Origin of the sequence: Kluyvera sp. STS39-E (assembly GCF_040932435.1) — a bacterium.
Taxonomy (GTDB): Bacteria; Pseudomonadota; Gammaproteobacteria; order Enterobacterales; family Enterobacteriaceae; genus Kluyvera.
On the sequence record NZ_JBFQGA010000011.1, the window covers coordinates 61,149 to 74,470 of the forward strand.

General features: G+C 50.3%; 17 protein-coding genes. 11 read left to right on the forward strand and 6 right to left on the reverse strand.

The genetic code is table 11. The annotated features are described in order from the left end of the window. Positions 1-10: 10 nt before the first annotated feature. Positions 11-967: a TRAP transporter substrate-binding protein gene (locus AB4K05_RS21320; RefSeq protein WP_368481831.1), complete on the reverse strand. Its 957-nt coding sequence runs from the start codon at positions 965-967 to the stop codon at positions 11-13. Between the two features lie 342 nt (positions 968-1,309). Here AB4K05_RS21320 and sodA point away from each other — a divergent pair, with 342 nt between their 5' ends. Both sodA and yiiM read left to right on the forward strand, forming a co-directional pair. Beyond that, on the forward strand, positions 1,310-1,930 hold the full coding sequence (gene sodA / locus AB4K05_RS21325) for a superoxide dismutase [Mn] (RefSeq protein WP_368481832.1): 621 nt from the start codon (positions 1,310-1,312) through the stop codon (positions 1,928-1,930). A gap of 69 nt (positions 1,931-1,999) precedes the next feature. After that, positions 2,000-2,674, forward strand: a complete 675-nt coding sequence (gene yiiM, locus AB4K05_RS21330) for a 6-hydroxyaminopurine reductase (RefSeq protein WP_368481833.1) — start codon at positions 2,000-2,002, stop codon at positions 2,672-2,674. A gap of 123 nt (positions 2,675-2,797) precedes the next feature. Here yiiM and cpxA read toward each other — a convergent pair whose 3' ends face one another. Further along, positions 2,798-4,171: an envelope stress sensor histidine kinase CpxA gene (gene cpxA / locus AB4K05_RS21335; protein ID WP_052284212.1), complete on the reverse strand. Its 1,374-nt coding sequence runs from the start codon at positions 4,169-4,171 to the stop codon at positions 2,798-2,800. Next, positions 4,168-4,866, reverse strand: a complete 699-nt coding sequence (gene cpxR, locus AB4K05_RS21340; RefSeq protein ID WP_368481834.1) for an envelope stress response regulator transcription factor CpxR — start codon at positions 4,864-4,866, stop codon at positions 4,168-4,170. The genes cpxA and cpxR overlap by 4 nt, the downstream gene beginning before the upstream one ends. A 149-nt stretch (positions 4,867-5,015) precedes the next feature. Between cpxR and cpxP the strand changes: the two genes are divergently transcribed. Next, complete coding sequence (gene cpxP, locus AB4K05_RS21345) at positions 5,016-5,516, forward strand: cell-envelope stress modulator CpxP (RefSeq protein WP_368481835.1); 501 nt, start codon at positions 5,016-5,018, stop codon at positions 5,514-5,516. Between the two features lie 189 nt (positions 5,517-5,705). Here cpxP and AB4K05_RS21350 read toward each other — a convergent pair whose 3' ends face one another. Both AB4K05_RS21350 and AB4K05_RS21355 read right to left on the reverse strand, forming a co-directional pair. Beyond that, the gene (locus AB4K05_RS21350) at positions 5,706-6,686 is read right to left on the reverse strand and encodes a tyrosine-type recombinase/integrase (protein ID WP_368481836.1); all 981 of its coding nucleotides are present in this window, start codon (positions 6,684-6,686) and stop codon (positions 5,706-5,708) included. Positions 6,687-6,828: 142 nt separating this feature from the next. Next, positions 6,829-7,122 carry a helix-turn-helix domain-containing protein gene (locus AB4K05_RS21355; RefSeq protein ID WP_368481837.1) on the reverse strand — a complete coding sequence of 98 codons (294 nt, stop codon included), beginning with the start codon at positions 7,120-7,122 and terminating at the stop codon, positions 6,829-6,831. Positions 7,123-7,273: 151 nt separating this feature from the next. Between AB4K05_RS21355 and AB4K05_RS21360 the strand changes: the two genes are divergently transcribed. Next, complete coding sequence (locus AB4K05_RS21360) at positions 7,274-7,495, forward strand: hypothetical protein (RefSeq protein WP_368481838.1); 222 nt, start codon at positions 7,274-7,276, stop codon at positions 7,493-7,495. Here AB4K05_RS21360 and AB4K05_RS21365 read toward each other — a convergent pair. Further along, positions 7,492-7,680: a hypothetical protein gene (locus tag AB4K05_RS21365; RefSeq protein WP_368481839.1), complete on the reverse strand. Its 189-nt coding sequence runs from the start codon at positions 7,678-7,680 to the stop codon at positions 7,492-7,494. The two genes, AB4K05_RS21360 and AB4K05_RS21365, sit on opposite strands and share 4 nt — an antisense overlap. A gap of 119 nt (positions 7,681-7,799) precedes the next feature. Between AB4K05_RS21365 and AB4K05_RS21370 the strand changes: the two genes are divergently transcribed. The 7 genes from AB4K05_RS21370 (at position 7,800) to AB4K05_RS21400 (ending at position 13,312) form a co-directional block, all read left to right on the forward strand. After that, on the forward strand, positions 7,800-8,072 hold the full coding sequence (locus AB4K05_RS21370) for a Cox family DNA-binding protein (protein ID WP_130970788.1): 273 nt from the start codon (positions 7,800-7,802) through the stop codon (positions 8,070-8,072). Between the two features lie 23 nt (positions 8,073-8,095). Then, positions 8,096-8,278, forward strand: coding sequence for a hypothetical protein (locus AB4K05_RS21375; RefSeq protein ID WP_048249677.1), 183 nt, complete (start codon positions 8,096-8,098; stop codon positions 8,276-8,278). Beyond that, the gene (locus AB4K05_RS21380; protein WP_251859134.1) at positions 8,278-8,559 is read left to right on the forward strand and encodes a hypothetical protein; all 282 of its coding nucleotides are present in this window, start codon (positions 8,278-8,280) and stop codon (positions 8,557-8,559) included. Before AB4K05_RS21375 ends, AB4K05_RS21380 begins: the two co-directional genes overlap by 1 nt. Before the next feature lie 106 nt (positions 8,560-8,665). After that, the gene (locus AB4K05_RS21385; RefSeq protein WP_251859133.1) at positions 8,666-8,851 is read left to right on the forward strand and encodes a hypothetical protein; all 186 of its coding nucleotides are present in this window, start codon (positions 8,666-8,668) and stop codon (positions 8,849-8,851) included. Next, on the forward strand, positions 8,852-9,562 hold the full coding sequence (locus AB4K05_RS21390) for a 3'-5' exonuclease (RefSeq protein ID WP_368481840.1): 711 nt from the start codon (positions 8,852-8,854) through the stop codon (positions 9,560-9,562). It begins immediately after the preceding gene. Continuing rightward, a complete protein-coding gene (locus AB4K05_RS21395; protein ID WP_368481841.1) occupies positions 9,555-10,547 on the forward strand; it encodes a DNA adenine methylase in 993 nt (330 codons plus the stop codon). Before AB4K05_RS21390 ends, AB4K05_RS21395 begins: the two co-directional genes overlap by 8 nt. Positions 10,548-10,729: 182 nt before the next feature. Continuing rightward, positions 10,730-13,312, forward strand: coding sequence for a replication endonuclease (locus tag AB4K05_RS21400; protein WP_368481842.1), 2,583 nt, complete (start codon positions 10,730-10,732; stop codon positions 13,310-13,312). Positions 13,313-13,322 lie beyond the last annotated feature (10 nt).

Sequence of the window (13,322 nt, forward strand, 5' to 3'; positions counted from 1 at the left end):
TCCTTAGAGATCAGTGTTTCGCGGCCTGAATTGTCTGATAGAGCGCATCCAGCTGCGGGCGATTCTTCAGCTCGGCATAGATAGGCTGAACCGCCTGCTGGAAGGGTTTGATATCGATATCAAAGAATTCGACGTTAAAGTCCTTCACCGCCTGCTGTTTGGTCTTCTCTATTTCGGCATCCCATGCGGCTTTTTCAAATTCAATAGAGGCCTTGATAGCGTCGTTGACGATGCGTTGCTGCTCTGGCGTTAACTTTTCCAGCGTCAGCGAGCTCATTAGCAGAATGTCGGGAATACGGGTGTGCATATCGTAGGAGTAATAGCGGGCAACTTCGCCGTGACGGGCGATAGTGAGGGCGAATTCGTTGTTTTCAGCGCCGTCCAGAATGCCTTGCTGCAAGGAGGTATAGACTTCGGCCTGGCTCATGGCGATAGGGGAGGCCCCCAGCAGTTTGAGCGTACGGATGGCGGTGTCGCTTTGCATCACGCGGATTTTTTTGCCCTTTAAATCGTCGATGCTGCGTACCGGCGCTTTGCTCATGTAGAAGTTACGCGCGCCAGAATCGTACCAACCGACGCCCACAAAGCCTTGCGCTTGGGTGGACTGATAAACGGGGGTCATTACATCGGGGTTATCCATCACCTTGTAATATTCATCGCGGTCGGCAAACAGGTAGGGAAGGGAGAAAATTCCATACATCGGGGAGAAGCTTTCCATCAGTCCGGAAGATACTTTGGTGATATCCACCACGCCAACCTGGGTGAGTTCAACCAGCTCGCGTTCGCCGCCTAGCTGGCCGTCAGGGAAGTACATTACCTTAATGTCACCCTGGGTCTTCTCCTCGATCTGGTTGCCCAGAAAGCGCAGCGCATCTTTCACCGGCTGGCTGTTTTCCGCATAGGCAAGACGCAGTACGGTCTCGGCATGCAAAAAGGCAGGCAGTGACAGGCAGCAGAGCAGGAGCATTTTGACTGTCCGTAGTAATTTCATATAACCCTCAACGTTTGATAGTTCTGGGGCGAAATTACCTGTTAATACCTATGATGACCTTGCGGTTATTGCCAACAGTTGCGCTAAGGTGGCAAAAAAGGCGTGTTTGCATCTATCGGTGTCAAAATGTGAAATTTTAAGAATTCATCAATTCGGTTAACGAAAAGCGCCCAGATTTTCACGGACATAACAAATCGTTATAACCTTATAAAAACTACGGCATTGATAATCATTTTCAATATCATTTAAATAACTATAATGAACCAACTGATTACGCGGCGTTAACAGGTTTGCCGCCCGACAATAATGGAGATGATTATGAGCTATACCCTGCCATCACTGCCTTATGCGTACGATGCCCTGGAACCGCACTTCGACAAACAGACGATGGAAATCCATCACAGCAAACACCACCAGGCTTACGTCAACAACGCTAACGCAGCGCTGGAAAGCCTGCCGGAGTTCGCTTCTCTGTCTGCAGAAGAACTGATCGCCAAACTGGATCAGCTGCCAGCTGACAAGAAAACCGTTCTGCGTAACAACGCTGGCGGCCACGCTAACCACAGCTTCTTCTGGAAAGGCCTGAAAAAAGGCACCACCCTGCAGGGCGACCTGAAAGCGGCTATCGAGCGCGACTTCGGTTCCGTTGATAACTTCAAAGCTGAATTTGAAAAAGCAGCAGCAACCCGCTTCGGCTCCGGCTGGGCGTGGCTGGTGCTGAAAGGCGACAAACTGGCTGTGGTTTCTACCGCAAACCAGGACTCCCCGCTGATGGGTGAAGCTGTTTCCGGCGCATCGGGTTTCCCAATTGTGGGTCTGGATGTATGGGAACACGCTTACTACCTGAAATTCCAGAACCGCCGCCCGGACTACATCAAAGAGTTCTGGAACATAGTGAACTGGGACGAAGCAGCAGCGCGTTTCGCCGCTAAAAAATAATTTGCATTGCCGGTCTGTAGAAGCGAGTCTGATGGCTCGCTTTTTTTGTATCCGCCTAAGGAGCAGCAGATGCATCATCCGGTTGACGTGTTTATAGGTAAGATTCGCGACTACGACGGTAGCCGCCCGAGCGCAATTGCCAAAGTGCAGGTAGACGGTGAGCTGGAGCTGACCGAACTGGGGCTGTTGGGCGATGAACAGGCCGAGAAGAAAATCCACGGCGGCCCGGATCGTGCGTTATGCCAGTATCCTCGTGAACATTATGCCGAGTGGTCGCGAGAGTTCCCTGAGCAGGCGGCCCTGTTTTGCGCGCCAGCGTTTGGTGAAAACCTGTCAGCCGAGGGGATGACCGAACATAATGTCTTTATTGGCGATATCTACCGCTGGGGCGAGACTTTAATCCAGGTGACCCAGCCACGCTCCCCGTGTTTTAAGCTCAATTTCCATTTCGCGAGCGGCGATATGGCCTCCCTGATGCAAAACAGTGGCAAAACCGGTTGGTTGTATCGGGTGATTGCGCCGGGCAACGTGTCCAGCGATGCCCCCCTTGAGCTGGTGTCACGACTGAGCGATATCTCGGTGCATGAGGCGGGCGTTATCGCTTGGTCGATGCCGTTTGATGATGACCAGTACCACCGTTTGCTGAGCGCGGCGGGGCTGTCGGCAAGTTGGAGTCGAACGATGCAAAAGCGTCGCTTAAGCGGCAAGATTGAAGATAATTCCCGACGTTTGTGGGGTAAGTAGGCCGGATAAGGCATAGCCGCCATCCGGCAATGTGCGCGGCAATGCCTGATGGCGTTACGCTTATCAGGCCTACGGCCGTTAGCCGCATAAAAAATCGGCCTGCATAAGCAGGCCGATGGTTTTTTAGGTTCGCTTATAGAGCGGTAGCCAGAGCGTCAGGCGTAAACCGCCGAGCGGACTGTCGTCGGCTTTGACCCAACCACGGTGCTGTTGAATCGCGCTTTCCACGATTGCCAACCCCAGCCCCGTCCCGCCAGACTCGCGATCGCGCGCTTCGTCGGTGCGGTAGAACGGACGGAAAATTTGCTCTCTGTCGTCCGGGCTGACGCCTGGACCATCATCGTCAACATGGACGGTGATGCCGTCTTTATCGACGGAGAAGCTCACGGCAATTTTGGTATGCGAGTAACGCAGCGCATTGCGGACGATGTTCTCTAGCGCACTTTCCAGCGCGTTCGGGTTGCCGTAAAGCGGCCAAGGTCCTGGCGGATAATCGACGCTAAACGATTTCCCCATCTGCTCGGCTTCAAACGCGGCGTTGTCCAGCACTTCGCCCCACAGCTGATTGGCCTTCAGCGTTTCGCTCAACAGCGCATTTTTTTGCTGATTACGCGACATAACCAGCATGTCGTTAATCATGCTGTCGAGGCGCTGGGCTTCCGTTTCGATTCGTTCCAGTTCTTTGCTTTCACCACTGCGGCGACGCAGCAGCGCGGTCCCCAACTGCAGGCGCGTAAGCGGCGTGCGTAGCTCGTGGGAGATATCGGAAAGCAGACGCTGCTGTGCGGTCATCATCTGCTCCAGCGCCATCACCATCTGGTTAAAGCTCGCACCGGCGGCTAAAAACTCCTGCGGCCCGGCCTCTAGCTCAGGATGCTGACGCAGGTTGCCCTGAGCCACTTCATCGGCGGCATTTTTCAGTTTACGTGCCGGTTTTGCCAAGCTCCACGCCAGCCATAGCAGCAGCGGCGCGCTGACCAACATGGTCACGATAAGCAGCAATAGCGGCCTGTCGAACAGCAGGTTGATAAAATCGGACTGGGAACTGCTGGCTGGGCGAATCAGGTATAGCTGGTAGTTATCTTCACCGTCACGGATAGAAAATGGCCCAACCAACTCTACGCGGCCGTATTTTTTCTTCTGTGGATGATCGGAATTATCAGACTGCCCGATGAAGTTACGGATAATCTGCATTTCGTTGCGCTCAGCGCCGATCACGCGACCTTCGCTGGTGACCAGCAGCAGCCGCTGGCCTGGAGGTGCCCATTTATCAATTGCGCGGAACAGGCGACGCCACCACATCAAATCATTTGGAGGGTCGTTAGCCAGCTCTTCTTCAACGTGCTGCTCGATCATCAAGCCTTGGCGCTGCTCGCTATCCAGCAGCTCCGTCATTTGGCGTGAGTCGAGTTTTGGCAGCATCAAAACCAGCATCAACACCAGCGCTAGCGTGAGCCAGAAGATGGCGAAGATGCGTGCGGTTAAACTTCCAATCATGAAGCGGAGACCATCAGGTAGCCACGGCCACGTAAGGTTTTAAACCATGGGTGACCATCTTTACGCTCAGGCAGCTTCCGGCGCAGGTTGGAAATGTGCATATCAATAGCGCGGTCGAACGGCGTTAAGCGTTTGCCCAGCACTTCCTGGCTCAAATGCTCGCGTGAAACGACCTGGCCTAGGTGCTGTGCAAGCAGATAAAGCAGGGTAAATTCGGTACCGGTCAGTTCCAGTGTCTGACCATCAAAGCTCGCTTCCTGGCGGCCTGGGTTCAGGCTCAGGGAGTCAACTTCTACGGTTGGCGAACTGGAATCGCTATTTTGCTGCTGTTCGCTCCAGTGTGAACGGCGCAAAATAGCGCGAATACGTGCAACAAGTTCGCGATCGTTAAATGGTTTAGGCAAATAGTCATCTGCGCCCAGTTCAAGGCCCAGTACGCGATCCAGCTCGCTTCCGCGTGCAGTCAGCATGATGACAGGTGTCTGGTGTGTCTGTCGTAATTCTTTAAGCGTGTCGATACCGTTCTTTTTCGGCATCATCACGTCGAGTAAAAGTAGGTCGATGCTATCATCAATCAACGCTAACGCCTGCTCACCATCGTGGGCAACCAGAACGTTAAAGCCTTCCATATCAAGAAGTTCCTTGAGAAGTGAAGTCAATTCACGGTCATCATCAACTAACAAAATTTTATTCATATTTTATTCCCTCCGAGGCAGAAATTACGTCATCAGGGCTTGCTAATCCATGACTTTACGTTGTTTTACACCCCCTGACGCATGTTTGCAGCCTGAATCGTAAACTGTCTCTCGTTGATTCGCGACACAAAAGTTTTTGGGAGCATGTGATGCGCAATGTTATCGCTGCCGTCATGGCCTCAACGCTGGCATTCAGTGCACTAAGCCAGGCAGATGAAGTCGTCACCAGCGTTAACTGGCACCCGGCGGAGGCTAATCCGCTAAGTAGTGGCCAGGGCCATATGTTCGACGGTATTAGTTTAACCGAACATCAGCGCCAGCAAATGCGCGATCTGATGCACCGGGCACGACACGAACGTCTACCCGTTAATGTTAGCGAAATGGAGACAATGCATCGCCTTGTCACCGCAGATAAATTTGATGAAGCCGCTGTGCGCACTCAGGCCGAAAAAATGGCCGAGGAGCAAGTGAACCGCCAAGTTGAAATGGCGAAGGTGCGTAACCAGATGTACCGTCTGCTTACGCCAGAGCAGCAAGCGGCTTTAAACGAGAAGCACCAGCAGCGTATGGAGCAGCTGCGTGATGTTGCACGGATGCAACAAGGTTCGAGTAAAACCCTGTTTAGTAGCAATACCCGTAGCAACCAGTAACAACCCTGTTTTTCCTTGCCATAGACACCATCCCTGTCTTCCCCCACATGATGTGGGGGTTTTTTTTATCAATAACTTACGTATAACCTCAAGTAAAAACAGCTACTTATAAAATGCTGGAGCCAGCCTGAGCCGTTTTGAATTTCCCAGAGTGTGGACACAATGTGGACACTCCGGGTCACTCCTATCTTAAAGCGATACGCCACCGGCAAGCGGATTTAGTGAGACAGCATTTTGCAGATAGTCTGGCGACAGATGCGCGTAAACCATCGTTTGCTGGATGCTGGCATGTCCTAAGATCTGCTGTAGCGCGATAATATTTCCCCCATTCATCATGAAATGACTAGCGAAGGTATGACGCAGAATATGTGTTGCCTGGTTCGGTGGTATATCTGGTTTTACCGCCTTCAGTATCAGACAAAATTTTTCATAGTCCACTTTAAACAGTTTCGCGCTTGCCTCCTTCTTGATCAGTTTTTCCAGTTCCGCAGAAATTGGAACTGTGCGCTTTTTCCCGTTTTTGGTCTTCAGGAAAGTCACGCGGCAATTGACGATCTGAGAAGGCTTTAACGTTGCCAACTCAGACCATCGTGCGCCGGTACTGACACCAAGAAGGGCAATCAATCTTGCATCGCCGGTTAAGGCATTTAGTAAGCTGCTGATCTCTTCCTTTTCCAGAAATGTCATTTCTGGGTTTTCTTCTGCCAGTGGTGGTAGTCCATGCACTGGATGTACGCCGGAAAACTCTTCTAATTGAATCAACTTGGTGAACATGCCTGAAAAACGGTACATATCACGGTTAATTGTTGATGCCTTGATACCGTCACGAAGTCGCATAGAACGGTAGTCCATCAGAAGCCGTTTGCTCACGCGGCTAACGGGTATGTCACCGATGCCGCCGATCGTCTTCGTGAGGTGGTTAAATTCCTTCTCACCGTGTTCATGGTTTTGACCGTGATACTTCCACCAGGCATCCAGTAATTCAGATAGAGATCTGCGATCTGCTCTCTGGCCCGCCCATTCCTTCTGATTAGCGTTCGCTAATGTGTAGCGCTCAAAGGCAACTGCTTCAGCTTTTCTTTCAAATTTCCGGCGGATGCGACGTCCTTCACGCCCGCGCGGTCTGATATCCACTTCATAACGCCCATCATCGAGTCTTTTGATAGTCATAAGACCCTCCGAATAGAGCTTTCAAACTTGCCCGGATTAGTAGTTACTGTCCGAGGTTTCTTACTTACTTCGTTGTAACGCCTGAAATTATATTTCCTTACAAGTAAACAACTTATGTAATAAATATAGGCTCGGTTAATCGTTAGCCAGTTTTGCGGCCTGAGCGTGACGAGGTTGTTTCTTCTTGCCCAGAGTGTGCGACGACCGGGGAAATCTGCCCGGCTTCGGGGGCTGTCTTACCGGTCATTAACCAGAGGGTGTATTTTTCAAAACGTGGTTTAGAGGTAATCATCAGCATATTCGTTAGGCTTGGTTCTGAGTGCCCACCTTCATAGTTTTTTAAAGAACTAAGCGGTATACCAGTGATTTCACAGAAATTTTTTTGCGTAATCTTTTCAGCGGCCCTTATTGCCTTCACTTTTTCGCCCATTTTCATTTGACAAGGTTCCAAAACTAAAACTAAAATCGCCGTCAATGGTTTTACTTTTAAAACCAAGACGGATGTAGCCAGCCAGTTCAGGAACCATCCCGAACCGTTTTAAACCGGCTGGATCTTACAAGGTTAGCATGTAACCAAATGAGGATGAATGATGACGGAGCATGTTGTTAGTGGTTCACAGGATGCAAACACGAGGGTTGATCAGGATAAGGGTTCGCCTTTGACCCCTCATGAAAAAATTGGGTTGGCTGCTGATGTGGCTGTGTTCATGCAAGAAAAAGCCAGAGAGCTTGGTAAAAATCTCTCTGGCAAGAGCATCTCGGATGTTTTGGTTCTTACTGAAATGCTTGGGGGTGAGCTGGCTGATTAAGCGTTTAGCTTTTCGTTCAGCTTCTGTTCAAGCACAGCATAAACATCATCGAAATTAGCGCTGACTTGTGTCCCCGGACCCATAACGCGGGCTTTGATGGCGGACATCTGAGAATCAGGCGCGGATTTGCTTAACACGGTGCAAGTCTGAGCGAATAAGAAGAGAACTTTTTCTTCTGAGGTCATGTTATTTCCTTTTGTATGTAGGTTTACGCCTCATGCCTGTAACCGCATGAGGTGTAAAGAAAATAACACAAAAACCATGCTCATAGCATGGAGTTGCAAAGTAACTAACTGGAGGTTTTATGGAAGCAAGTGATTATGTAATTCAGTATCCACTTGATGCGGTTCATCCTGATAAGTTCGCGGAATTGTTGGGTAAGCCACGCACAGCCGTACAAACCATGATTGAAAAAAATAAACTGCCGGTTATTGAGTTTCGTGATCCGTCAAAGCCAAAAGCGCGCGCGGGTGAAAAGCTGGTCTTTGTTCCTGAGTTCAATCGCGGGGTGCGTGAGGCGTTCTATAACCGCCCGGTTGAACAGCGTGATGCCTGGTTGCTCTGGATGGGCCTTTAATAACCGAAGCTAAGGGATTGATGATGCTTATCCAGATCAACAGCAAAACAGCAATCTATCGCGGCTTCACTATTGTGAAGCTGCCACGCAAAAAGCCGTATTCACGCCAGCGTTACCAAATCACCAAAGATGGTAATTATCTGGGGCTGGACTTCGGATTGTCTCAGGCTCGACAGACTATCGATCAGCTACATCGGGGGCACTAATGACAACTTCAACAGCAGCAGTTATGGAAGCGCGAAACCGTTTGAATGCCAACAGGCAAGATGGTGCGCGCAATATATCGCGTGGCGGTTACGGCCCCGATCATCAATACAGCAGATCGCGTAATGTTGTTCAGGGTATGGCTCTGTCTGATATTGCCCGAAATGGTTTTGAGGTGCGTTGCAAGGAAACGGGTATTCAATTTTCAATTCTTCCGGGCGGCTCAATTTGCGAATTATTCACCGCAGAATTAGAAGCGTACTGGAATAGTGGCGCGCGCTAATTAAATAACTGCAATCTGAATCTATTTATTTACGGCATTTTGCCGGGGCTTCGCTTTGCATTTTTTTAGGGCTTTCATGTCAATCAGTAAAGATTGAGGGGAAATAATGAAGCGAAAAATCGTAACAGCGACAACGGAAATAAGAACTAAAGAGCGTAGTCATTTGCTGGGGCTTTTACGCATTCGACTGATGCTCTTGAAAAATGAAAGCGTCACCACTGACGATATTTTTAAATCCCTCGATTCATGGATAAGTAGTCGTGAATCATTAATCAACAGTGAGATTAATTAAATGAGCATGAATAAACGCAATGAATTCTTTGCCGCGATAATAGCGGGCTATGCGGCTAACCCCCACCTTAAAGGTGAGCTAGCGGATGATGTGATCCGTAAGGTGTGGTCTTTGGCTGATATGGCGGTCTATCACGAAAACCGTGTCGAAAGCCCGAAGCAACGCGCAAAGCGCTGGATTCGTAAAAATTACGTCATTGTTGACACTGAGACTACCGGCCTGGGGCGTGATGCGCGGATTGTTGAAATCGCGATCATCGACTGCATGGGGAGGACATTGCTTAACACTTTGGTTAAGCCGATGTGCGAAATTCCCGCTGAAGCTACGGCGATTCACGGCATAACAAATGAGATGGTTGCCGATGCGCCAATATGGGCGGAACTTATGCCGGAGGTGAGCGAGTTAATCGGCGATCGCTGGATTGCGTATAACGCTCAGTTTGATGATCGGATGATTGAGCAGTCTTCATCCCATATTCCTGAATGTGATTTTCCTATCCTGCTGGGTTCGCCAGAGTGCGCAATGGAGCTTTACGCTGAATTTAATGGCGAATGGGATGATTACCGCCGTAAGTACAAATGGAAAAAACTCGCTGAAGCTGCAAAGGCTCTTGGCGTCCCACCCGTCAACGGCGCACCACACCGCGCGCTTTGCGACTGCCAACTAACGCTGGGCGTAATCCGTGCTATCGCGGAGGTGTCTAATGATTAGCTCCCCTCTTATCTGGGCGGGCGGCAAGTCTCGCGCTATGTCGCATGTACTTGATGCTTTGCCACACGGTGATTGTCTGGTTGAGCCTTTTGTGGGAAGCGGTAGCGTCTTCCTTAACACTGATTACAAAACCTATGTTCTTTGCGATAGCAATGCAGCGCTGATTAATTTCTTTTCAATGGTTAAGCGTAATACTGAGGCGCTTTTAACTGCTTCCGCAAAGATATTCGAAAATGGTAATAATGAGATTCCATATTATGAATATCGCGACGAATTTAATGTAATCAATCGTGAATTTAAATATGACCGCCGAAAATATGATGATGAAGCGTTGGTTAGATATGCGGCGCTGTTCCTTTATTTGAACCGCCATTGCTATAACGGCGTATATCGCGTTAATTTGAAAAATGAATTCAACGTTCCTTTTGGTTTTCGTAAGAAACCAATTTTCCCTGTGGCTGAGATTCAGCATTTTGCTAAAAGAGCGTGGGAAAAGGGCGCTATGTTCCTGCATGGTGATTTCAGAGAAACAATCCCGCTGGCGATTGGTCATTCGGGCTGCGTGGTTTATTGCGATCCGCCATATCTGCCAGCCAGCGAAACTGCGAATTTTACGGCTTACGGCAAGCCATTTACCGATGAAGATCACCGCGCCCTGGTTGCGTTGCTTTCACGCCTCTACAACAACGCACAAATACCCTCTGTCATATCTGGCAGTGATACACCTGAGGCGCACCAAATTTATTACCCGTTCACCCTAAAAGTTTTCGACGTTCGGCGCTCAGTAGGGGCCAAAACTCGCAACCTGGCTGGCGAGGTGATTGGCGCTCTGCGTGTTTGTGATGAATGCGGGCAAGTGGGGCGCGGTTTCTGCGCTACTTGTTGCCCCGCCGTTGCTGGTGATGGCTATGAATCTGGAAGCGATACCTTCTGCTGTCGCAACTGCGAGATCTGCGACTCATACACCGCGCCGGAGGACTTCTGATGAGCTTAGTTGAGGTCGTGGTGACAAAGGTTCTGGACGTTATCCCATGCCGTAATTTCTGGATCATCCGCGTCGAGGTTCTCAGCGAGGGCGGTTACAGCAACGTCGAGATAGTCAGTTATTCCGAACGTGACGCGCGGGAAGTAAGGCCCGGCGACACAGTGACAATCTAGGGTGAGCCGGTGACCCAGGCGCGTCGTGTTCACTCAATGACTACGGATAAACCGGGCTGCTTTAACGAGTCTGCCCGGTACGCCTATCCGTGGAATGAACCCAAGCAGGCCATTGCTGTCGATAAGACTCCCGCTGTTGATCTATATGAATTGGGTCAAGAGCAGGAGTTTTTCGCGTGGGTTGAAGATACCCTCAAGCCACTACCTACATTTATCCGCCGCCGCGTTTCCTCTCGCATAAATGCCGTACACGCTGACAAAGGGCGTCACATCGCAAAGTTAACCCTTCGCAATATCGTGGCGCGTGACCTTCCCCACGTGCGAGCAGTTACAGAGCAATACGCCGTGCCTGTTGGCAGCGACTGGATCATTTCTTCCGAATTAAACCCGCTGTTTCATACGTTTGAAAACCTTCGTGAGTTAACGCGCCGATTCAATCAGTTGGCTGACAGCACGGACGAAGATATTGATTTACTTGCTCAGGATATCGCTATTTATGCAAATGCTGCCTTAGCTGAAGTGAGTGAAAACTGTGCTGCACTTAGCCCTGTGGAGTACAGCAAACGAATGCTGCGTGAAGGCTCAAGGCTGGTTGCTTACTTCAGGCTAATCGCGCCCTGGGCTTCACGGCGCAAAATGCCACTTGATGAAATGGCAGCGTCGATTCGAAAAATGCTTGATGATCGTTTTTGGTCGCGACTGCTGCGAAAGTACGCGCGCCGCTGGCGTGAGCATCTGCATATTGCGTTTGGTGATGTGCGCCGCGACGTTTCCCCATATTGCAGTAAAAACCACGTTACACAGTGGGATGCGCGCCGCAAACGTAGCAGGGCAATCATGAGCCGCCTGGAGCTTGAAGATCAGGTTACGGGTGAGCGCATGTCGCTGATAGAGCAGATTGATAAAAGCGTCTCAAACCCAGAAAAACGCCGTGTTGAATTGATGACGCGTATAGGTGGCTTTGAGAAGGTGGCAACGGAAAGCGGATATGCCGGGAGTTTCTTCACGCTTACTGCGCCGTCTAAATACCATGCTTACACAGCGTTCGGACATCGCAATCACAAATGGAACGGTGCAAGCCCGCGCCGGACACAGCGTTATTTAAATCAAATATGGCAACAGATTCGCGCTGAACTCGCACGCCGTGAAATTCCTGTTTTTGGTCTTCGCGTTGCTGAATCCCATCATGACGGCACTCCGCACTGGCACGGCCTGCTGTTTACGGCCCCAGAGCATACAGCAGAGTTGCAAGAGGTGATGGAAGACTACGCAACGCGTGAAGACGAGGATGAGTTGAAAGGTAAGGCTGGTAAGCAGCCTCGCTTTGAATTGAAGCCGATAGATCCGGCCCTGGGTAGCGCTACGGGTTATGTCGTCAAATACATCTCAAAAAATATTGATGGTTACGCCCTGGACGGCGAGAGCGATCACGAAAGTGGACGCCCGCTGAAGGAAACCGCGAAGCACGCAACGGCCTGGGCGTCATGCTGGGGCATACGTCAATTCCAGTTTTTAGGGGGCGCGCCGGTGTCAGTCTGGCGTGAACTTCGCCGCCTCAAAAATCAGGATTTAGCCGACAGGGTTAGTCCTGTTTTTGGTGAGTTGCACCGCGCGGCTCACGCAGGAGATTGGCAGGGTTACATCACCTTACAGGGTGGCCCTTTTGTTTCCCGTTCCAAGTTGGTGCTGCGCGCCTGGTATCAATACAAAAACGAGCCAAGCAGTTACGGCGAGTATCAGAAAGCTATCAAGGGTCTGGTTATGCCAGCATCCAGCATTCCACCCGTAGAAACGCGCCTCCATTCTTATCGCATTGTGAAGATGAAGCCTAAATCTTCAGACCGCGCCGATCCGGGTTTTGACCTTAAGGGCGCGTCTGCGCCCTCTTGGACTCGTGTCAATAACTGTACTAAGTACAAAAAACATACAAATCCGGGGGGGGTAAATCCACCGCCTGAAGATCCAGAACAGTATGAAATTGGTCAAATGAGCCGAGAGCAGAAAAAACGGCTTAATGAGAGCATCAGAAACTACAAACCAAAACAGCAAAAATCACCTGCTGATGTGTTTGAGTCGCTTGCTAATGCTATTGCTGCTTCAGATTGCGATAAGGCAGATCAGGAGCGCGCTGAAAATTACATGAAAGTGGCGGCGGCTATCCGTGAAGAATCAGCAACCCGGCGGAGCAGTGTTGTAGAGGCCGCGCCAATGACTGATCACCTTCGTTATCAGCTTTCCTCCTGGGGGATTAAATCCAAACCTGCAATTGATGCCCTTCGGCGCGGGGCTTCGATTTCTATTGGTGGGCAACTCGTTTATCTGGACGATGACTACCTGGTGGAAAAGGAGCGGGTAACGTATTGCAGGGCGAAAAATTGCTGCGCTGAGTTAACCAAAGACGACAAGGATTACGGCGATGAAGGGCTGTGTCTGGCGTGTACAACAAAACAGGTCGGCCCCGATGTCATTGAACGGCGTCAGAATGAGGCAAGGCAGATGATTAAGGCGGAAAGAAAACAGGAAAATGACGCGCTATTGGAAAGACTCAGAGTTGCGTTAATCAATGGCGGTACACGTGGGCAAGTTTTATGACGAGAGGTGA